The organism is Streptosporangium nanhuense, from assembly GCF_059358815.1.
Map to the genome: position 1 here is coordinate 119,972 of NZ_JCADBG010000026.1, position 22,032 is coordinate 142,003.

Here is a 22,032-nt window from a genome sequence, read left to right on the forward strand (position 1 = left end):
GCATCCCCTCGCAATGATCAGCCAAGTTGGGCAACCGCCTTCGCGATAAAGCGACACGAATCATCGGGGTCCATTGCTTTAGCACGCAGGTGATCGAATGCCACCGTATAACGGTATACATCGGCTTCGCGCTCTACATACAGGTTGCCTGCCAGGTTTTCGACGAAGACCACATCCGGGTCAGCGGGTCTGGGGAACTCCAGGATGTGGAACGCACCGCCTGTGGCTGTATGGGCTCCGGCGGCGAACGGAAGCACTTGGACGGTGATGTTGGGCAGTTCAGCCACTTCAAGGAGCCACTTGAGCTGGGCTTGCATGACGGCAGGATCACCGATGGCGCGACGGATAGCGGCTTCGTCCAAGACGGTCCAAAAGCGCAGGGGGTCCTCGCCATAGAGCAGAGCTTGGCGAGCCATGCGAACCTCGACGCGGCGTTCGATCTCACCGGGAGGTGAGATGACCAGAGCAGCGCGAACAACGGCACGCGCATAGTCTTCGGTCTGGAGGAGTCCAGGGACGATGGTGGCGGCGAAGCCGCGCATCGAAGCGGTCTCGGCTTCCAGGCCGATGTAGGTGGCGTACTCCGTTGGGAGATCGCCATACGCCTGCCACCAGCCCTTTTTCCGGGAGTCTCGCGCCAGGTCGATCAGTTCTTCTCGTTTGGATGCGTCGATCTCGTAGAGGTCCAGGAGGCACCCGACGTCCCTGAGGGTGACGCCTACGCGGCACGTTTCGATCCGCGAGAGCTTGGTGGCGGACCAGGTGAGTTGCTCGGCGACTTCCTCCAGCGTCAGCTGAGCGCGGTCTCGCAAGCGACGCAGTTCGGAGGCCAGGCGGCGCCTACGCACTGTGGGACTTCCTGTTTGCCTCATATGCATCCTCCCTTGGATTGGAGCCAACAGTAGCGGACCAATAACAGAGAGTGTCGACGCTTCTTGGAACGCGATTTGCGTTTTTGGTAGCGCCACCTCTCGCGGCGATGCATGCTCTATGCGTACGAGCCGTGACCCTCCGTAGATAGGGGCGATCACGGTAAGTGCTCAGTAGATACGGAGTTCACGAAGGGCGGAGAAGCAGATGAAGGTGCGTGATCTTCAAGGGTGGGGCGGTGAGTTGCTGGAATTGGCCTGGGAGTTGAACGATCTCGGGTTCGACTCCGTGGTCAGGCTCTCGCCCGGCCGGCGGCCAAGCGTGGAGATCTTCGTGCCGCCAGGGCGATCGAGGGTCGTCACGGCTCAGAGAGGTCGCACGTCGGTGTTCACCTGGGAACGGCGACGAGACCCGCGAGACCACGACCGGCGGGGTCGCGGCAGGATGCGAGAGGCGGCCGAACGGCTGGTGGAGGGGGCCGGGTGAGGGCGCCGGGACTGCTGGGCCAGGTCGATCTGCCCGCGCAGATCGCCGCCGTCCCCCGGGCCCGTCGCTACGTCCGCGACCTGCTGAAAGGGATCGATCACCCGCACACCGACGACGCGCTGCTCCTCCTCACCGAACTCGTCACCAACTCCGTGCGCCACTCAGACTCCGGCCGCTGCCCCAGCGGACGAATCACCATCACCGTCGCTCACCACGATGGAACGCTCCACATCGCCGTGATCGACGCCGGATCGGTGGCCGGACACCGGCCCCTCGTCTGCGCGGACGTGACCCCCGACAGCGGCGGAGGGCGCGGGCTCTGGCTGGTCAGGGAGCTGTCGTCGGCCTGGGGCTGGTACGAGATCCTGGCCGGGCGCGTCGTCTGGTTCCAGCTGAACGGACGGTGACCCCCTGGTCCGCCGGAGAGGCTGACGCCGCATGGATCGCCCTGCTCCACGGACTGGTGCGCCGACTGGATCCCGGCGCCCACTTCGATCCGGCGGGTCTCAGGCGCCCGCGAAGTCGATCACCCAGGGAGCCTTTCGCCGTAGCACGAACCGGACCGCACTTTCATCTCAATCTCATGTCCACGCAAAAAATTATCGTGCACTTAGTTCACATTTCCCTAGAAATGGTCTACGTTCCATGGATGTGACGCGGCGCACACCCGATCGGGTTACCGAGCGGAGTCCTTTCGCTCCGATCCGATGCGAGCCGCGCGTCCCACCGAAGAAAGCCCCCGGCCGGTGATGTCGACGGGCACCGACCTCGGAGGAAACATGGGCACTGCCGACCTCACCGACCTCACCGCCGTGGCGAACGGCGACGGCACCGGTCGCGTCGCCGTCGCAGGCAACCGTCCGGCCGTACCGGTGGGAGGCAACCCCGCGGCCCTCGCGGCCAGTGCCGGGCGCGCCGCGCTGGCGGCCGGTGGTGAGCGTGCCGCCGCGGTCGCGAGCGAACGGGCCGAGGCGATCGCCGAGGAACAGCGGGCAGTCGACCACGCGTACGACTGCGTCGAGCGGAAGCGGCTGAACGCCGACCGGGTCAAGAACACCCACGGCCAGGAGCACCCCGACACCGGCCTTCCCTTCGTGCCGGACGTTCCCCCCGAGTTCGGCGTGGAGGACGACCTCGGCGGGCAGCCTCTCGTCTTCATGCGCGTCGACGTCGCCGACGACCCCGACGGCCGGGAGACCTGGCGCATCGGGCGCCGCCCGGTCCGCGACGCCGAGGGCGACCTCGTGGTGATCAGCTGGACCTCCGACCAGGCCGTACGGTGGATGAAGGCCCGTTCCTCCCGTCCCGGGGAGATCCGGCTCCGCCGGAAGCTGCGCCTGCACGGGCGTACGGTGACCGACTACCTCGACGACATCCGGCCCCGGGTCGCGAACCGCAGGGCCCCGGAACCACTGGACGGCCTGGAAGTCCTCGACGAGCCGCAGGCCGTCGAGACGCCCGGCGAGGACGCGGACGCCTTCCTCCTCGCCGACCTCGACCGGGGTCGCGACGGGCTGATGCGCGACATCGTGGAGACGATTCAGCGCGACCAGCTGGACCTCGTCTCCGACGGCCGGCCCGGGGTACTGGTCGTCCAGGGCGGCCCGGGAACCGGTAAGACGGCGGTCGGCCTGCACCGCGTCGTCTGGCTGCTGGACCCGACGAACCGGGGGCTCACGCCGGACGACGTCCTGGTGGTGGGACCGCACCGGGGGTTCCTGCGCTACGTCAGCCAGGTCCTGCCGAGGCTCGGCAGCCGGGGAGTGGCCACCGTGGAGGTGTCGCGGCTCTGGGACGGCGAGGTCCGCGCCGAGGACACCCCGCAGGCGCACCTGGTCAAGTCCGACGAGCGGATGGCCGAGGTGCTGCGCCGCGTCGTCGAGAGCGGCATCCGCCCCGAGGCACTGGCCTCCCACATCAGCGACGACGTCTTCAGCACCCCGTACCGGGGCGCTGCCCTGACGCTTCCGGCGGCGGAAATCGAGGCGCTCGCCGTCGAGGCGCGCGACTCCAGCGGCCCGTACCTGGTCCGCCGCCGCAAGTTCGTCGACACGTTCGTCGACCGGCTGCTGGCCAGGTACGCCAAGGCACTGCCGGGCCAGCGTCCGGACGGCGCTCTGCGGTCCGGCATCGAGAGGCACGGCCGGGTGGCCTCTGTGATCAACGCCGTGTGGCCCGCGCTCAACGCCGAGACCATCCTGCGCAGGACGCTGAACGACGCGGAGGTGCTCCGGGCGGCGGCCTCCGGCCTGCTCACCGCCGAGGAGCGGGAGGCGGTCACGCGCCCTCGGACGGCTCGCGCCGCCGAGGAGCCCTGGACCCTCGACGACCTCGTCTGCCTTGAGGAGCTGCGCCACCTGCTGTCCGGGGACGAGCCGCGCCGCTACCGCCACATCGTCGTGGACGAGGCCCAGGATCTCACGCCCATGCAGGCGCGCTCCCTCGCCCGCCGCTGCCCCGGCGGCTCCATGACCGTGCTCGGCGACCTCGCCCAGACCACCGGCGCCCGCCAGTACGACGTGTGGGAACGGCTGGCCGGAACCTTGAGCGGGCGCGACGGCTGGCACATGGCCGAGCTCACCGCGGGCTACCGGGTCCCGGACGAGGTCATGCGGTTCGCGGCACCGCTGGCCAGGGCCGTGTCCCTCTCCACCGCGGTTCCCGTGTCGGTACGCGGCACGGATGAGACATCGCTGACGGTCACGCGTACCGAACCGGACCGGCTGGCGGACGAGGCCGTCTCGCGGGCGCTGGATCTCGCCACCGCCGGTCTGGAGCGGTCGCGGTCGGTCGCGCTGATCGTCCCCGACGGCTCCGCGCTGCTGGGGGAGCTGGAGCGGAGGGTCGCCGAGGTCCAGGGGGCCGTTCCCGTGGACGGCGTTCCGCCGGTGAGCGTCCTGCCCGCGACCATGGCCAGGGGCCTGGAGTTCGACCACGTCGTGGTGGTCGAACCGGCCGCCATCGCCGGCCAGGGGCCCGCCGGACCGCGCCGGCTCTACGTGGCGATCACCCGGTGCACCCAGTCGCTCAGCGTCCTGCACGCGGCACCGCTCCCGGCCGTGCTGGGCGGGCCCGCCGACCCGGCGCCCGCCGTCGCGGGTGAGCGGAGCGCCTCGCCCCTTCTCGGGCAGGACCCGACCTCTCCCGTACCGGATGGGCAGGTCACCTCGACGTTCGCCGTAGTGGACGAACCGGTCATTCCTACGCTTACCGTGCCGGACCAGCCGGCCGCTTCGGCACCGACCGTGTCGGACGCACCGGTCCCCTCGACGCCGACCGCGCAGGCTGTTCCGGCTGTTCCGGCTGTATCAAGCGTGCCGGCCACTTCGCTCACCACCGACGCTCCCAGCCGGCCCGCCGAGGAGAACACGACGATGGAGTCCGGCACTTCGGTCAGGGACGGCGGCTTCCAGGACTTCGTCTCCTCGCTGGAGGAGCGCGTCCGCGCCGACAGGCGGTGCCACGTCCACGAGCAGCTGCGCTACATGCTCATCGCCGAGTTGCACGGGGCCAGGCTCGCCCCCGCACCGTCCCCCTTCGCCGACGTCACCTGCGAGGGACCGGAGGGGACGGTTCTGTACGAGGTGCTGGGAGAGGGCGGGCACACCTACGAGCGCATGCGCGAGGCCGTACTCCGGATCATGGAGGTCGAGCACGTCGGCGGAGTCCGGGCGGAGCATCGTTTCCTCGTGCTCCCCCAGGCTCCCGAACCCGCGTGGGCTCCGGCGATGCCCGCCACGGCCTTCGCCGTCACGACGATCTGGAGAGACGGCACCGGGTGGGCCGGGGAGAATCTCGGCGTCGCGCTCGGTCAGGCCTCCTCGGCCGGGTCGGCTTCCGAGTGAACTGAGTCAACGGATAGGCTTCCAGGGGATCTCCCCAGGAAGCCGCGGTGCCTGCCTGGCTGGGCACATGCCGTCATCGTGCCTTCCGGCGGCGGGATCGTCACCGTCCTGTCCTGCTATCCGGAGACAGCATGCCTCCTTCTGCCGACCCGTCCGTCTCCGTCACCCTGGCGGAGATAGCCAGGATCGCCGGTGTCGGGCGCGCGGCCGTCAGCAACTGGCGCCGCCGTCACGACAGCTTCCCCGCGCCGGTCGGCGGTACGGACACCAGCCCGCAGTTCGCGCTGTCACAGGTGGAGGAGTGGCTGAGACGGCAGGGGAAACTCGACGAGGTCGGCAGCAGGGAACGGCTGTGGCCGGAGTTCGAGGCGCTCGGGGACCGCGACACGATGGGGAGCGCGATCGCCGCGGCCGGTGCCCGGCTCGCCCGGGAGGCGGCGGGACACCCGGCGGGACAACCGGCCGGACAACCGGCGGACGCGCGGCATGCCGCGGATCCGCCGGACACCGGCGCGGCCGGACCACTCCCGGACGACACCGGCCTCTCCGAGGCCCAGCGTTCCCTGGTGGAACGCGCGGTCGGCCTGGCGAGGAAACACGGGGCCCGGGAGACGTTCGACTTCCTGCTCGGCCGCTGGCTCGACACGCACGTCCGGCAGATCGGTGTCACGCCACGCCCGCTGGCCGCCCTGATGGCCCAGGTCGCCGAGCTGTCGCGTGACGGCGAGGCCGGTGACGTCGGCACCGTGTTCGACCCCGCGTGCGGCACGGGCGGCCTCCTGCTCGCCGCCGCCCGGCAGTGGGCCGGCACGGCGGACGCGTCCTCGCCGGGCGTCCCGCTGGAACTGCTCGGCCAGGACGCCGACCCGACCCAGGCGGCGCTGGCCGCCGTGCGGATCCTGCTCGCCGGTCACTCGCCGGAAGGTGAGAACGGGTGGGAGGTGGACGTCCGGGCCGGGAACACGCTGCGCGCCGATCCCCACCCCGGCGTACGCGCCGACGTGGTGCTGTGCAACCCGCCGTTCAACGAGCGCGACTGGGGATACGAGGAACTCGCCACCGACGTCCGCTGGGCGTACGGCCTGCCTCCCCGCACCGAGCCCGAGCTCGCCTGGACCCAGCACGCGCTGAGCCGGCTGGCGCCCGGCGGGACGGCGGTGTTGCTGCTGCCGCCCGGTGTCGCCTCCCGCCGGGCGGGCCGCCGCATCCGGGCCGGGCTTCTCCGCAGCGGTGTGTTGCGCGCGGTGATCGCCCTCCCGCCGGGATCCGCGCCCCCGTACAGCGTCGCGCTGCACCTGTGGGTCCTGCGGGCACCGGCGGAAGGCGGGACGGGCGCGGAGACCGGGGTACTCCTGGTAGACGCGGCCGGAGTCCAGCCGGAGCCGTCGGGCGGAACGCAGAGGACGGGCAGGGCGGCGATCGACTGGCCCCTCCTGCACCGGCGTGTGGTGTCGGCCGTCCTGGCGGGAAACGCGGTACCCGCCGTCCGGGCGGAAGACCGGGAACGGGAGAGCGGAGAGGGCGGGGAAGGCGACCGGCCGGCCGACCACGCCGTGGTTCCGGTGATCGACCTGCTTGACGACGAGGTGGACCTCACCCCCGCACGGCACGTTCCCAAGGTGGCGGCCTCGGCTGACCTGGGCCTGCGGCGCTCGTGGAACCGGTTCGGCACCCTGCTCCACGAGTTGCGGGACCTGACCGCGACCCTGTCCGCGCTCGAACTGAGCGGCGAGGAGCCGACGGGCCAGGGCACGGTGGCCGTGGGCGACCTGCTCCGGGCGGGCGCCCTGACGATGCGGGCCGGGCAGCAACCGGCGGACGGAGCGGTACGCACCGGCGAGGCCCCCGACGACGCCGTGCCCGTGCTGACCGTCTCCGACGTGTCGGCCGGGGGCAGGCCGTCCGGCTGGCTTCCCTCGCACGAGGTCTCGGCGGGAGAGGCGGCGGGCACCCTCACCGTGACCGTCCCGGAGGAGGTGGTGGTCGTCGGGGCCTACCGGGCGTTCGGCGCCTGGGTCGACACCGGCGCCCCCACGGTGCTGGGCTCGCAGCTGTTCGCCCTGCGGGTGGATCCGACGCTGCTCGACCCGTGGTTCCTCGCCGGTTGCCTGCGGGCCCCGGCCAACGCGAGGCAGGCCGGGACCCACGCCTCGACGTCCTCCCGCATCGATGTGCGCAGGCTGCAGGTGCCGCGGCTGCCCCTTGAGGAGCAGCGCCGCTACGGCGAGGCCTTCCGGCGGCTCACCGCCTTTGAGCGATCGCTGCGCGAGGCGGGGACGATCGGCGCGGAGCTGGTCGGCGGGCTGACCGACGGCATCGCCGCCGGAAGGCTCCCGGGAAGCCGGGCGTGATCTCCGCCTGTCTCGAAGCCGGGCGAAGAAGGCATGATCGCCAACCGTCCTGAGGCTGGGCGAACGCCCTGGGGCCGGGTGAAGAGCGTGGTCTCTCCACGTCTCGGCTCGGGCGAGAAGATCGCGATCTTCAAACTCGGGGAAAGGTAAAGAATCCGAATGTGACAGGAGTGCATTGACCGTCCTCCCCCGTCGGCGCATGCTTTCCCTTATGGGTCCACAAACGTCCACAAAAATGGTCAAGTAGTGCTGCCCGCTGAGCGGCACTCGCGGATCGGGGAGGCACTCCGGGCCCGCAGGGTCGTCAGCACCGACCAGTTCGCGCGCGAGCTCGGCGTGTCGGCGGAGACGATCCGCCGTGACCTCGTACTGCTCGAACTCCGGGGGACGCTGGCGCGCGTCCACGGGGGCGCGACGATCGCACTCGGGAAGACCGCCGGCGAGGAGGCCCCGTTCGCCGAGCGCGCCGGGACCGCCACGGACGCGAAGCGGCGCATCGGGCGTGCCGCCGCGGGGCTGGCACGTCCCGGCCAGACGGTCGTGATCGACGTGGGGACCACCGCCGTGCAGGTGGCGCGGGCGCTCCCGCTGGACTTCTCCGGAATCGTCGCCACGTGTTCCCTGCTGGTCGCGGCGGAGCTGGCCGAGCGGCCCGGTGTCGAGGTCCTCGTCTGCGGGGGCAGGCTCAGATCGGGAGATCTCGCGGTCTCGAACTCGGTCGCCCAGGCGTTCTTCGCGGACCTGAACCCCGACATCGCCTTCCTCGGCTCCGGGGGCGTCGACGCGTCGGCCGGGCTGACCGACTACTACCTGGACGAGATCGCGACGCGGAGGATCATCCTCGGGAACGCGGCGTGTTCGTACGTGCTGGCTGATTCGAGCAAGTTCGGGCTGGTCGCCCGGCATCGGGTCGTCGATCTGGGGGAGCTCGCCGGGCTGATCACCGAGGCGGAGCCGCCGCCCGCCATCCGGGACGCCGTCACCCGCGAGGGCGGAACGGTCGTTCTGTCATGAACGTCCCCAAGGTCGAACGCGGAGGGGACGCGGCCGGGGCGAGCACCGTACTGGCGATAGACCAGGGCACGTCCGCCACCAAGGCGATCGTCGTCGACGCGGGCGGCGAGGTGCTCGGCCTCGCCGAGCTGCCGGTCCGCCCCGCCTACCTGCCGGGGGGCGGGGTCGAGCAGGACCCCGCGGAGCTCCTCGAATCGGTCCTCGACGCGGGCCGCCGGGCCGTCGCGCGGGCCGGGGTGCCGATCGACGCCGTCGCGCTGGCGAACCAGGGCGAGACGGTGCTGGCCTGGAACCCGGTGACGGGCGCCCCCCTCTCCCCCGCCGTCGTCTGGCAGGATCGCAGGTCGGAGGGCATCTGCAAGGAGCTGGCCGGGCTCGGGGAGCGGATCGCCGACGTCACCGGGCTGGTCCTCGACCCGTACTTCTCCGCGCCGAAGATGGCGTGGCTGCGCCGGAACGTGACCGGGGAAGGGGTGGTCACCACCTCGGACTCCTGGATCGTCCACCACCTGACCGGGGAGTTCGTCACCGACGTCGCCACGGCCGGCCGGTCGCTGGTCACCCGGCTCGACGACGCCGAGTGGGACCCGGAACTGCTGGAGCTGTTCGGGCTCGGCGGGGAGTGCCTGCCGCGCATCGTCTCCTGTGACGAGGTGGTCGGTCACACCTCCGCGTTCGGCGGGCAGGTCCCCGTCGCCGGGCTCGTGGTCGACCAGCAGGCGGCGCTGCTCGCCGAGAACTGCCTGCGCGCCGGCGAGGCGAAGTGCACCTTCGGCACCGGCGCGTTCCTGCTCGCCAACACCGGCACCTCCGCCTCCCGCTCCACCGCCGGGCTGGCCGCCTCGGTCGCCTGGCGGGTCAGGGGGGAGACCTCTTACTGCTTCGACGGCCAGGTCTACACGGCCGCCTCCGCCGTACGGTGGATGCGGGACCTCGGGTTCGTCGACACCGCGGCGGACCTCGACGCGGTCGCGGCGGCCGACTCCGAGGGGGTGCTGTGCGTCCCGGCGCTGGCGGGTCTCGCCGCTCCCTGGTGGCGGCCCGACGCCAGGGCCTCGTTCTCCGGGATGACCCTCTCCACCGGTCCCGGGCACCTCGTGCTCGCCGTCCTTCAGGGGATCGCGGCGCAGGTCGCCGAGCTGTGCGACCTCGTCGCCGCCGACCTCGGGCGGCCGCTGACCCGGCTGCGGGTGGACGGCGGGCTCACCCGCAGCCGGGTGCTCATGCAGGCGGTCGCCGACCTGACGCGGATCCGGATCGACGTCTACCCCTCCCCGCACGCCACCCCGATGGGCGCGGTGGCGCTGGCCCGCGCCTCGCTCGACCCGTCGCTCTCCCTGGAGGACGCGGTGCACGCGTGGGAACCCGGCACGACGTACGAGCCACGATGGTCCGCGGATCGGGCGGCCGGCTTCCGCTCCCGCTGGAGAGACGCCGTCGCCGCCGCCCTGCCCCGGGAGGGAGCGCGGTGAACGCCACGGTGTCCTCCCCCGCCTCCCCCGCCTCCGCCGCCTCCGACGCGCCGGCCGTGTTCGACGTGGCGGTGATCGGCGCCGGGATCGTCGGGGCCGCCATCGCCAGGGAGCTGGCGGCGTACGAGCTGAGCGTCGCGTTGCTGGACGCGCGGGACGACGTCGGTGACGGTACGAGCAAGGCGAACACCGCCATCCTGCACACCGGGTTCGACGCGAAGCCCGGCACGCTCGAAGCCCGGCTGGTTCGTGAGGGTTACCGCCTGCTCTCCGACTACGCGGCGCGGACCGGGATCCCCGTCGAGCGCACCGGGGCCCTGCTGGTGGCCTGGAACGCCGAGGAGCTCGCCGCGCTGCCGGGTCTTCGGGAGAGGGCGGAGCGGAACGGGTACGGCGAGACGGAGATCGTCGGTCCCGGCGAGGTGTACCGGCAACTGCCCTACCTGGGCGCGGGAGCCCTGGGGGGCCTGACCGTTCCGGACGAGTCCATCGTCTGCACCTGGACCACCAACCTCGCCCTGGCCACGGACGCCGTCGGCCGCGGGGCGACGCTGCTGCTGAACCGGGCGGTCCGGGCGGTCGAGAACGTCGGCGACGGCGACGGCGACGTGACCGTGCTGCGCACCTCCGGCGGGGACGTGAAAGCCCGCTGGGTCGTCAACGCGGCCGGGCTCGGCGCCGACGTCATCGACCGGCTGTTCGGCCACGACCGTTTCACCGTCATGCCGCGGCGCGGCGAGCTGCTGGTCTACGACAAGCTCGCCCGCCCACTGGTCAACAAGATCATCTTGCCGGTTCCCGGTGTCCGGGGCAAGGGCGTGCTGATCTGTCCGACCGTCTACGGCAACGTGCTGCTCGGCCCCACCGCCGAGGACCTCACCGACCGTACCGACACCGGGACCTCGGAGGAGGGGCTGGAATTCCTCCTGGGCAAGGGCGAGACGCTGATGCCCGGCCTGGTGCGCGAGGAGATCACCGCGACCTACGCCGGCCTGCGCGCGGCGAGCGACCACCCGGACTACCTCATCGAGGCCGACCCGGAACGGCGCTACGTCCTGGTCGGCGGGATCCGCTCGACCGGCCTGACCGCCGGTATCGCCATCGCCGGGCACGTCGCCGAGCTGGCCCGCGACGCGGGCCTGACGCTCGTGCCCCGGGAGGACCTGCCGGGGCCGCCCCGCATGCCCAACCTCGGTGAGGCGTATCCGCGCCCGTACCAGGACGCCGCCCGGATCGCCGCCGACCCCGCGTACGGCAAGGTGGTCTGTTTCTGCGAGCGGGTGACCGCCGGCGAGATCCGTGACGCCTTCCACTCGCCGATCCCACCGGCCGGCCTGGAGGGGCTCCGCCGCCGCACCCGGGCGCTGAACGGGCGCTGCCAGGGGTTCTTCTGCGGCGCCGAGGTCGGGAAGCTGCTGGCCCGCAGGGGCGACGGCACAGGCGGCCACGAGGGCGGACACTCGCACACACCCCTGGAGACCCGCTGATGACGACCACCGGCCTCACCACCCTCACCCCGGCCGTCGTCATCGTCGGCGGCGGGCCGGCCGGGCTGAGCGCCGCCCGCGAGCTCGCGCCGAGGGTCGACGGTGAGGTGCTCGTCCTGGACAGGGAGGGTACGGCCGGGGGCATCCCCCGGCACAGCGACCATCCCGGCTACGGGATCAGGGACATGAGGCGCTTCCTGAGCGGGCCCGCCTACGCCAGGAGGCTCGTGCGGCAGGCCGAGGCCGCCGGGGCGACGATCCGGACGGACGCCACCGTGACGAACTGGGCCGGCGACCACGCGATCGAGGCCACCACCCCGACGGGCCGCATCCGGGTCGAGGCACGGGCCGTCGTCCTGGCCACCGGCGCCCGCGAGCGCCCGCGCCCGGCCCGCCTCATCCCCGGGGACCGCGCCCACGGCGTCTACACCACCGGCCACCTGCAGAACATCGTCCATCTGCGGAACGGCATGATCGGCAGGAGGGCCGTCATCTCCGGCGCGGAGCTCGTCAGCTGGTCGGCCGCGCTGACCCTGCGCGAGGCCGGTTGCCGGACCGTCCTGATGACCACCGAGTACGGGCGGGCGGACTCCTACGCCCTCTTCAGCGTCCCGGGCAGGGTCCTCTTCCGTACCCGGGTCGCCACCCGCACCCGCGTGACGAGGATCATCGGCCGGCCGGAGCTCGAAGCGGTCGAGATCGAGCACATCGACACCGGCGAGAGGCGGGTCGTCCCGTGCGACACGCTCGTCCTGACCGGTGACTGGATCCCCGACCACGAGCTGGCGCGCGCCGCGGGGATCACCCTCGACCCCGGCACGAACGGCCCCCTGGTCGACGGCGCGCTGCGGACCGACCGGCCCGGCGTGTTCGCCGTGGGCAACCTGCTCCACCCGGTCGACACGGCCGACATCGCGGCGCTCGACGGCGCCCACGTGGCCGACTCCGTCGTCGCCTGGCTGGACGGCGAGGCTCCACCGGCCGAGCAGATGCGGCTCCTCGCCGACACGCCCTTCCGCTGGGTGTCGCCGGAGATCTTCCGCCCCGGGGACCCCGCCCCGGCCCGCCACCGGCTCCTGCTGTGGAGCGACCTCTACATCCCCTTCCCCCGCGTCGTCCTGCGGCAGGCGGGAAAGGTCGTCGCGCGCAGGCGGCTGTGGTGGCCCGCGGCCCCCGGGCGGGTGTTCCGCGTCCCGGCGAGCCTGCTGGCCGGGATCGACCCCGCGGGCGGTCCCGTACGCATCGGTGTGGAGACCTGACACCCGCCCCCTCACGAAAGGCGATTCCCCGCGCGTGTCATGAACCGGACGGCGGCCCTCGGAAAACTGTTCTTCCGGGTCGCGGACGAGCGTGTTCCACCGGCGTCACCGTGTCCGTGACAATTCGTCGTTCTGAACGGGCGTCATCCGGAAGGGGGAAACGGCGCCCACGGGGAACGCGCCAGGCGTCGTCACCGATTCGCTCCCGATCCGCTTCCGGTTCGTTCCTGATCCGCTTCCGATCCGCTCCCGATCCGCTTCCGGTTCGTTCCTGATCCGCTTCCGATCCGCTCCCGGTTCGCTTCCGGTTCGTTCCTGATCCGCTTCCGGTTCGCCTCCGGAGAAACCTCCTGAACTCGATCACGATATCCATACGGTTGATCAATCTCATTCCTCCCGCCTGGTGGACGACTAGGGTGAGGGCGGATTGTTCGCCGCCCTCACCCCCGCCTTTTCCCGGAGCGCTCGCATGATCGAGATCGAGGCCGACACCGCCTGCTTCACCTGGGTCAGGAGCGGCGGTCTCGACCAGGCGGTCCGGCTGTTCGGCGGGCACCCCCTCGTGTCGGAGCCGGAGACCCTCGACGGCCTGCTCGGCATCGCCCCGGAGGACCTGCCCGACGACGCCACCGGCGTGGCCCTGGTGGCCCGCCACGGGGAGTGGGCCGTGATCGTCGAGCCGTTCGCGTTCCGCGGGCTGAACGAGACGTTGCTGGGCCAGGTCGCGGCCGAGGGGGAGGCGTTCCGGGTGGCGTGGACCGTCAACATGGCCACCTTCGTCAGCTACGTCCGTGACGGCGAGGTCGTCGCGTCGTTCGACGCCCTGGATCTCGACGGCGCTCGTGGCCGGGAGTGGCTCGACGGCCTGCCGGTGAGCGAGGCCGACTGGCGCGCCGACTGGAGGGCCACCGCGTTCGCCGTGGCCGGGCACCTGTCGGGAGTCGCCATCGACGACGACTGGGCGGCCCGGTCCCACGCCCTCCACTGGTTGCGCCCGGTGACCGTCGTCGCGCGCCGGACCCTGCGCGTCGACGCGCGCATGCGGGCCATCGCGGCCGCCGACCCCCGCATCGCCCGCATCATCGCCGACCCCACGCCCGACCGGCTGCCGGAGATCATCACCATCGCGGCCGATCTGGCCGTGACCACGGCGGGCATCGACGGCCCCCTGGTCGAGGAGGCGCTGGCCCTGATCGCGACCGGCGAGTGCTCCGCCGAGCTGGCCGGACGGCTGGGCGACTTCCGGAGGGAGTTCGGGCGACGGGCGTCGGAGGCGTTTCTGGCCTCGCCCGACAGCGCCCGGGAGCGGTACCCCTCGCCGGGCCATGACACCGACTACGGCCGATGGACGGTGAGGGGAGCCGCCGCCGAGGCGCTGAGAGTGGCGGTGAACCCGGACATGGATCTGTCCTGGCGGGCCCGGCAGGTCGTCACCTACTCCGGCGGCACCTACCTCAGCGGGAAGAACGGGGACCTCGACCGCCACTACGCGCTCGGGGAGGTCGTCACCTTCCTCGACCCCTGAGTGTCGGAGCTCCGCGAGGGCGCCCCGCATGTGGCCGGTGAAGCCTCGTACATCCGGCGGCATCACTCCGAAACGCGAGTGGACCTGCACGAGCAGGGCCTGCTGTCCCGGATCGGGCAACCGCCCGAGGATGAAAAAGCCCATAAAACGCCGTATTCATGAAATTCTCCTGGTCCGTCGGCGCATCCCAATCGACAGGTCCCGTGGAAGCGGGCGAACGGGTTCCCGCGACACGGGGTGCCACCGGGCGGCGATCTCATGGAAAGACCGCGACACCGGCCCGGCAGGTCGTCACACTGGGGGCGACAAAGTCGGCCGATCGCGGCAACACCCCCGCCCGCTGCACCGATTTACGTCTTATGCACGCTTAATTCGGCACTTAACACCGTTTATGGTGCACAAAGCGCACCCGCTGGAACCGGCGGAGCCTGGCTGACATCCAACCCCGTACGACTGGCGTCCATTTATCGGACATGAGCCGTACATCCCCCAGGTTGATGACATATGAGGTGTCGTGACTATGGCGTCGAACGTGACGCGGTTATATCAGGCGGTGCTGCGCGACCCGGCCGCCCCCATCTCGATCCGGCTGCGCCGTACCTTCTCCGAGTGGGTCGAGCGCAAGGGGTTCCCGTCCCCGGGCGCGGCGCGGGCGATGGTCGAGGCCGAGGCCGGCCGGGCGCGGCTCATGATGGAACGCCGCGGTGACTGCGGTCGCTACACGCTGGACGAGCCGCACGGGGAGGGGCGGCTGCGGACCCGGGTGACCTACGCGGAGTCGGTGCCGGGCATGACCGGGTGGGTCATCGTCACCGTGGACCGGCACGAGGGGCGCGAGCCGGAGCTCCGCGAGAGGCGCGAGAGGCGCGAGCCGTACCGGCGCGGGAGGGGCGAGCCGGAACGGCGGGAGCGGCGCGAGGCGGCGGTGGTGAGCGCGCCCGGCTTCCTCCCGGCGTACCTGCGCACGGCGCGCATCAGCGACGGCGGCGTCCATGTGGAGGACGGCCCGGTGGTCCTCGACGAGGAGGGCATGGACCGGTTCGTCCCCGTGATGGCCGAACCCCGCCGGAGGGTGCCGATCCTCGTCCTCTCCGTGGACCCGCGGAACCCGGACGCCGCGCGCTCCCACGCCGACTACCTGGCCGGCGCGGTCACCGGCGCGAGCCTGGTGGTACGGCTGGCCGACCTGCGCGCCCAGAACCGGTTCAACAAGGCGATGGGCAAGGAACTGGGCGTGTTCGGCGGCGGGATCCGTACCTACCTCGCCCCCTTCGACCCCGCGGGGGAACGCCACCCTCGCAGGCACCCGCCCATGGGCGCCGCCATGATCCGGGATCAGGGCGACGCCGCCCTCGACCTGATCGTCACCGGAGCCGTCGGCGACACCGTCCATCGCGAGCTCCCCGCGGACGTCCAGCGGACGCTCCACGTCGTCTACCGGGTGCTCGCCGGGCGTGCCGACCTGAGCGAGATCGCCGAGGCCGCGGCCCGGCCCGCGAAGACCGACTCCGCCCGCGAGGAGCTACGGCGGCGGATGATGGCCATGACCCGGCGCCCGGTGCCCGCCCCACCCGGCAGGACCGCCGAGGTCCCCGCCGAGGTTCCCGTCGAGGTCCCCGCCGGGGAGCAGGCCGACGCCACCACGCAGAACGGGAAGGCCGGGGACACTGCGGACACTGCGGACACTGCGGACACCAAGGGCACCGAGGGCACCGAGGACACCGAGGAGACCGGGAAGGGCGTCTCCGGGGTGGAGGAGGTCGCCCAGGTGGTGGCGGACATGGTCGTCAAGGAGCTGCGCGGCGACCTGGACACGGCGCTGGGGCTCGCCACGTCGTCGCAGACCTCCGCCGGTGACCTCGCCGGGGTCCTCCGCGAGCTCCGCACGCTCGGCGCGCACCTTTCCGGCCTGCGCGACATCGTCGCGGAACAGCGCGGCGGCCCTTTCACGGGCGCCTCCGCGGACGCCCACCTCGGGGCCGTACCCCTCGCGAACACCCCCCTCGCGGACGCCCCTCTCACGAACGGTCCCCTCCCGAACGGCCCTCTCACGAACGGCTCCCTCACCGGCGAGGGAGGCGACCCCCCGGCCGCCGGGACGGGGAACCTCCGCGAGGAGTACCGGCTGCTCACCGAGGAGTACGCCGAGGCCGTCACGAACGCCAGGAAGCTCACCGAGCGGGTCCGCTGGCTGGAGGGCAGGCTCGCCGAGGCGGGCCGGCCGGTGTTCGGCGTGCCCGAGGAGACCCCCGTCTTCGAGCCCGCCAGCCTGGCCGAGGTCCTGATCGAGGCCCGCGAGAGCCTGCGCCACATCGTCGTCGGCGACACCGACGCCGCGGCCGCCCGGCTCGACCTGTACCACCCCGCCCAGTCGCGTACGTGGGCGGCGAAGGCGTGGGACTCGCTACGCGCCCTGGAGGACTTCGCGAGGGCACGGTCGGCCGGGAAGTTCTCCGGCGGCTTCTACGAGTGGTGCTCCCACGGCTCTTCCGGCCGCCTCACCATCCCCACCGGGATGCTGTCCATGCGCGAGTCGAAAAGCGTGGTCACCCGTTCCAAGTTCAGCGACCGCCGGACCTTCGCCGTACCGCCCGAGGTGAGTCCGAGCGGGCGGGTCCTGATGGAGTCCCACGTCAAGCTCCGGCCCGTCGGCTACCCCGCGCCCCGGATGTACTTCCACGACGACTCCGGCGGCGCCACCGGCAAGATCTGGATCGGCTATCTGGGCGAGCACCTCCCCAACACCCGTACGAACTGACCGGCGCGGTGCCCCCCACGCGCTCCCCTGGCACGTCAGCGATCGCTGAGGTCCTGGAGGATCGCGCGGACCTCTCCCGCGTTGTGGTGGTACGGGCCGTACATGCGTTCGAGGTCGGGCAGCAGCTCGCCGAGCAGCCGTCTGGCCCGCCCCCTGTTGCCCGCGTCGAGCTCCACCATCCCGATCTGGCGCCGGAGTTCGAGGATCCGCTCCTCTCCCGCTCCGAACCGCCTCTCGTCGGCCAGCAGCCGCCGGAGCTGGGCCAGGGCGAGGTTCGTCTCCCCGATCGCCGCGTGGCACCCCGCCTCCATCAACCGGCACCGCAGGGCGAGGTTGTTGTCCGGCCCCTCCACCCTGGCGACGTCGGCCGCGAGCCGCTGGAACTCCGGCGCCGCCCGGCGGTAGTCACCGGCGAGGAAGAGGGCCTCGGCGAGCTCGATCCTCAGGTCGACCACGGCGGAGCTCGTCGAGCCGAAGGAGCCCGCGGCGGGCCCGACCACCTCGGCGAGGAGGTCCGCCGCCTGGCCGAAACGGGCTTCCGCCTTGAGAAGGTCGGCGTCCTTGCGGGCGCGCTCGATGTCGGCCCGCTCGATCTGCGCCAGCCCCGCGGCACGCCTGATCCGCGCCGGCCTCCGTACCTGGTGGGCGGGCCGCCGGTTGTCGGCCCGCAGGGAGGAGATCCGTCCGAGGACGGTGGCGTACATGCGCACCGGGTGGGACGCGTCCAGGTCGACGTAGCCGGGAAAGGGCGGCAGCTCGCGGCAGAAGTCGAGCAGCCGCTCGTAGACGGCGTCCGCGCTCGCCGGCCGATCCTCGGGCGTCTTCGCGAGCAGCCGCAGGACGAGCCGCTCCAGCCCCTCGGGGACGTCCTGCCTCCTGGCGCGCAGCGGCCGGGGGGCGACGTCGGTGTGGTTGCGCATCGAGGCCAGCGGGGTGGGCGCGGCGAACTGGTTGTTCCCGGCGAGCATCTCGTCCAGGATCACGCCGAGGGAGTAGAGGTCGCTCCGCGGCCCCGCGGTCCCGGCCATGGCCTGCTCCGGCGCCATGTAGGCCGGGGTGCCGAGTACCTCGCCCGTCCTGGTGAGGTTCGTCGTGTCGGCGGGGGCGAGCGCGGCGGCGATACCGAAGTCGAGGACCTTGACCGTGCCGTCGGGACAGAGCATCAGGTTGGCCGGTTTGAGGTCGCGGTGGACCAGCGAGCTGGCGTGGGCCACGGCCAGGACCGAGCACACCTGGGCGGCGATCGCCACGGCCCAGGCCACGGGCACCTCCGTCTCCTCGAGCAGCGTCGCGACGGAACACCCCCTGACGAGTTGCATGACCATGTAGAGGTCGTCGCCGTGCGGCCCGCAGTCGTAGATGGTCGGCACCCCGGGGTGCTCCAGCCGGGCGGTGATCCGCGACTCGCGTACGAAGCGCCTGGCCAGTTCCTCGTCCCGGCGACCATCGGGAAACCGGTCGGCTTTGATGAATTTGATGGCGATCTGCCGATCAAGGCGTTTGTCGTAGCCGAACCAGACCTCTCCCATTCCGCCGGAACGACGTGACGTGGGATCCAACTCGTAACGGCCACCGATGATCGTTCCTCTGCCCAAAACGATCCGCCCTCCAGAAACGCCCCGTCTTCCCCAGGAAAATGTAGCGCCCCCGGAGTCCCGTCGTCGCGGACGGAAGTCTCCGCAGGTCACCGCCCCGCGATCGGACCGGTTCGCGCCGGAGTGGGCCGTCGAATGCGTCACGCGTCCGGTGACCCGGCTTTTCACACGCCCGCGTGATATCGGTCAATTCCCGGGTTACTCCGGGACTTCAGGGAAGTGATCTACGAGGTGGGATCGCCCTCGGGCCGGTGATACGCGGCAGGTGGTCTACGACAGAATGTCGTCCATGGAAGCCCGCATCGCGATAGCCCCCTCCGGGGAGGTCGGGACGTCCCACGGCCGTCTCGGCTCCTCCGACATCGACCTCGACCGGCGGCGGCCCGGGATCGAGGAGGCCGTGTCCCGCGGGGGCGGCGCCAACGTCCCGCTCGCCGACGCCGACGGCCTGGTGTGGATGATCCCCGGCGAGCCGGAGCTGCTCGGGGCGACGCTGGACGCCCACCCCCGGATCAAATGGGTGCAGTTCCCCTGGGCCGGGGTGGAGAAGTTCACGGCCTCGGGGGTGTTCGACCGTCCCGTGGTCTTCAGCTGCGCCAAGGGATCGTTCGCCGGGCAGGTCGCCGAGCACGCGCTGATGCTGACGCTGGCCTGCCTGCGCAGCCTCTCCCTGCAGGCGCGGACGCCCGGCTGGTGCCCGGTGGACCCCCGGTCGCTGCACGGTCGAAGGGTCACGATCCTCGGCGGCGGCGGCATAGCCACCGAGCTCGTCCGCCTCCTGGGGCCGTTCGGGTGCCGGGTCCGGGTGATCCGCCGCCGCCCGGAGAAGGTCGAGGGCGCCGACGAGACGCTGCCGCCTTCGGCTCTGCCCTCCGTGCTTCCCGAGACCGACGTCCTGGTCCTGGCCCTCGCCCTGACGCCGGAGACGAGGCACGTCATCGGCGCCGCCCAGCTGGCGCTGCTGCCACCGCAGGCCGTCGTCGTCAACGTCGCGCGCGGCGCGCACATCGAGACCGGCGCGCTCGTCGAGGCCCTCGACGCGGGAACGATCTCCGCCGCCGGTCTGGACGTGACGGACCCCGAGCCGCTGCCCGACGGGCACCCCCTGTGGGCCGATCCCCGGGTGCTCATCACCTCGCACTGCGCCGACTCCGCCGAGTACGTCGCGCGGATGTTCTGCGAGCGGGTCGAGCGCAACGTGGGCAACCTGCGCGCGGGCCGCCCGCTGGAGGGAGTGATCGACCCCGCCACGGGATACTGACCGCCCCCGTCTCCCCGTCCCCGTCTCCGTCCGCCCGCCCCCGTCTCCCCGTCCACCGTCCACCCGCCCCCCGTCTCACCGTCCCCGTCCACCGTCCGCCTGCGTCTCCCCGTCCTTCCTCCGGATACCGCGCCGCCCGTCCGAACGGTAGGTTCGCTCGCATGCCGGAAGATCCCTCGCACGTTCCGGAAGACCCGTCGCGGGTGCTGGCGGGCCGGTACCGGTTGCTGACCCCCCTCGGGGCGGGCGGCATGGGCGTCGTCTGGCGGGCCCGGGACGAGCTGCTCCACCAGACCGTGGCGGTCAAGGAGGTGACGCTGCCCGTCCGGCTGCCCCCCGAGGAGCGCGAGCGGCGGCTGCGCCGGACGCTCCGCGAGGCGCGTACGGCGGCCACGCTGCGAGGCCGTCCCGGCATCGTCACCGTCTACGACGTGGTCGAGGAGGACGACCGCCCGTGGATCGTCATGGAGCTGGTGGAGGGGCCGTCCCTGGCGAAGGTGATCAGGGACGAGGGACGGCTGGCCGAGGCCAGGGTGGCGTGGATCGGGCTGCGGGTGATCTCCGCGCTGGTCTCGGCGGAGGCCGCGGGGATCGTGCACAGGGACGTCAAGCCCGCCAACATCCTGCTCGCGGGCGACCGGATCATGCTGACCGACTTCGGGATCGCGGCGGCCGTCCACGACACCACCGACCTGACCGACACCGGACAGCTGCTGGGCACGATCCCCTACCTCGCGCCCGAGCGGCTCGACGGCGCGCGCGCCTCGGCCGCCTCCGACCTGTGGGCGGTGGGCGTGACGCTGTACGAGGCGGTGGAGGGACGCAGGCCGTTCGACCGGGACAGCCCGGTGGCCACGATCGCGGCGATCGTCAACCAGCCTCCCCTCCCCGCCCGGTACGCGAACCGGCTCCGTCCCGTGATCGAGGGCCTGCTCGGGAAGGACCCCGCCGGGCGGCTGACCGCCGAGCGGGCCGCGGCGCTGCTCACACCGGTGGCCACCGGAGACCCGCGTCCCGCCGTGTCCGGGTACCCGGACACGGCGGGCGCCGGTGGACGGGGGCGGGGTGCCTCCCCCGGCGTGAGCGACCCGATGCCCCCGGTGAACCGGGCCCGGGATGCCTCCCCCGCCGTGAGCGACCCGGCATCCCCGGCGAGCCGAGCCCGGGATGCCTCCTCCGGCGTGAGCGACCCGGCGCCCCCGATGAGCCGGATCCGAGGTGCCTCCTCCGCCGTGAGCGATCCGGTGACCCCGATGGACCAGGTCCGGACCGGCGCCCCAGGGGGACCGTCGTCCCGGGTGCTCGTGGCCGTGGCCGCGAGCTGGGTGCTGGTGGCGGCCGCCGTGGCCGCCGTGGTGATCTGGTCGCCGGACACCTTCGGGCTGGGGAGCACCCCGGTGTCCACTCCGGGCGCGGGCGCGACGGCCTCCGCCGGCCCCGGTGGAGGCTCCGCGACCCCGGGCGGCGACCCTGCGGCCTCTTCGGCCCCGGCCGGAAACCCGACGACCTCCGGCGAACCCTCGCGGAACCCGACGGCCTCACCCGGCCGGAACCCGCTGCCGCCGGGCTTCACCCTTCACACGGATCGGCGCGGATTCTCCATCGCCGTACCCGACGGCTGGACGCAGGGGGAGGACAAGGACGAGGACCAGGTCGACTGGCAGCGTCCCAGAGACTCCATCCTCTCCCCCTCCTCCTGGTACCTGGGTGTCTTCGCGGATCCGAAAAGGAAGGAGACCAGGGGCCCGGAGGACATCCTCGACCAGTTGCGCGACGCGCTCCAGGACGAGATGTTCGCGCCCGGCTCCTATCAGGAGCTCGTCCGGCGCGCGGTCCCCGTCGCCGGGGGCGAGGGCGCCGAGCTGGAGTTCGGCTTCGCGCACAGGAGCGCGTCGAACCTGCCCCACCGCCTCTACGCCCGATGCGTCGTCCGTGACTCCGGCGGCGCCGGGATGTTCTGGTTCTTCACCCCCGCCGGACAGTGGGCCGAGGCCGGCAGGCACGTCGAGACCTTCAAGGACACCTTCCGGCTCGACTGAGTAGCCCTGTGTCAAGCTGCCGCCGATTGATCTTGTTTGAGTAGGGTCTGGAGGGCTCCGTGTTTGGCGG

General features: G+C 72.1%; 13 protein-coding genes. 11 read left to right on the forward strand and 2 right to left on the reverse strand.

Annotated elements, in window-relative coordinates:
• Nucleotides 1–17: 17 nt before the first annotated feature.
• Complete coding sequence (locus tag AC5L38_RS36825; RefSeq protein WP_495247433.1) at nucleotides 18–848, reverse strand: helix-turn-helix domain-containing protein; 831 nt, start codon at nucleotides 846–848, stop codon at nucleotides 18–20.
• A gap of 504 nt (nucleotides 849–1,352) precedes the next feature.
• Between AC5L38_RS36825 and AC5L38_RS36830 the strand changes: the two genes are divergently transcribed.
• The 9 genes from AC5L38_RS36830 to AC5L38_RS36870 all read left to right on the forward strand — a co-directional run bounded on the left by AC5L38_RS36830 (nucleotide 1,353) and on the right by AC5L38_RS36870 (nucleotide 17,067).
• Complete coding sequence (locus AC5L38_RS36830) at nucleotides 1,353–1,763, forward strand: ATP-binding protein (RefSeq protein ID WP_495247434.1); 411 nt, start codon at nucleotides 1,353–1,355, stop codon at nucleotides 1,761–1,763.
• Between the two features lie 372 nt (nucleotides 1,764–2,135).
• A complete protein-coding gene (locus AC5L38_RS36835) occupies nucleotides 2,136–5,201 on the forward strand; it encodes a HelD family protein (RefSeq protein ID WP_495247435.1) in 3,066 nt (1,021 codons plus the stop codon).
• Nucleotides 5,202–5,332: 131 nt separating this feature from the next.
• The gene (locus tag AC5L38_RS36840) at nucleotides 5,333–7,552 is read left to right on the forward strand and encodes an N-6 DNA methylase (RefSeq protein WP_495247436.1); all 2,220 of its coding nucleotides are present in this window, start codon (nucleotides 5,333–5,335) and stop codon (nucleotides 7,550–7,552) included.
• A 246-nt stretch (nucleotides 7,553–7,798) separates the two neighbouring features.
• A complete protein-coding gene (locus AC5L38_RS36845; protein ID WP_495247437.1) occupies nucleotides 7,799–8,566 on the forward strand; it encodes a DeoR/GlpR family DNA-binding transcription regulator in 768 nt (255 codons plus the stop codon).
• Nucleotides 8,563–10,038: an FGGY family carbohydrate kinase gene (locus AC5L38_RS36850; RefSeq protein ID WP_495247438.1), complete on the forward strand. Its 1,476-nt coding sequence runs from the start codon at nucleotides 8,563–8,565 to the stop codon at nucleotides 10,036–10,038. Before AC5L38_RS36845 ends, AC5L38_RS36850 begins: the two co-directional genes overlap by 4 nt.
• Nucleotides 10,035–11,525, forward strand: a complete 1,491-nt coding sequence (locus tag AC5L38_RS36855) for an NAD(P)/FAD-dependent oxidoreductase (RefSeq protein WP_495247439.1) — start codon at nucleotides 10,035–10,037, stop codon at nucleotides 11,523–11,525. The genes AC5L38_RS36850 and AC5L38_RS36855 overlap by 4 nt, the downstream gene beginning before the upstream one ends.
• The gene (locus AC5L38_RS36860; protein ID WP_495247440.1) at nucleotides 11,525–12,784 is read left to right on the forward strand and encodes an NAD(P)/FAD-dependent oxidoreductase; all 1,260 of its coding nucleotides are present in this window, start codon (nucleotides 11,525–11,527) and stop codon (nucleotides 12,782–12,784) included. The genes AC5L38_RS36855 and AC5L38_RS36860 overlap by 1 nt, the downstream gene beginning before the upstream one ends.
• Before the next feature lie 469 nt (nucleotides 12,785–13,253).
• Nucleotides 13,254–14,309, forward strand: coding sequence for a hypothetical protein (locus AC5L38_RS36865; protein ID WP_495247441.1), 1,056 nt, complete (start codon nucleotides 13,254–13,256; stop codon nucleotides 14,307–14,309).
• A 520-nt stretch (nucleotides 14,310–14,829) separates the two neighbouring features.
• Entirely contained in the window at nucleotides 14,830–17,067 is a 2,238-nt protein-coding gene (locus AC5L38_RS36870) for a hypothetical protein (protein ID WP_495247442.1), read from the forward strand.
• 35 nt (nucleotides 17,068–17,102) lie between these two features.
• Here the strand turns inward: AC5L38_RS36870 and AC5L38_RS36875 are convergent, their stop codons facing one another.
• Nucleotides 17,103–18,596 carry a serine/threonine-protein kinase gene (locus AC5L38_RS36875; protein WP_495247443.1) on the reverse strand — a complete coding sequence of 498 codons (1,494 nt, stop codon included), beginning with the start codon at nucleotides 18,594–18,596 and terminating at the stop codon, nucleotides 17,103–17,105.
• 355 nt (nucleotides 18,597–18,951) lie between these two features.
• On the opposite strand from AC5L38_RS36875, the gene AC5L38_RS36880 reads away from it, so the two are divergent.
• Nucleotides 18,952–19,923, forward strand: a complete 972-nt coding sequence (locus tag AC5L38_RS36880; protein WP_495247444.1) for a D-isomer specific 2-hydroxyacid dehydrogenase family protein — start codon at nucleotides 18,952–18,954, stop codon at nucleotides 19,921–19,923.
• 161 nt (nucleotides 19,924–20,084) lie between these two features.
• Entirely contained in the window at nucleotides 20,085–21,962 is a 1,878-nt protein-coding gene (locus tag AC5L38_RS36885) for a serine/threonine-protein kinase (RefSeq protein ID WP_495247445.1), read from the forward strand.
• Nucleotides 21,963–22,032: the final 70 nt, after the last annotated feature.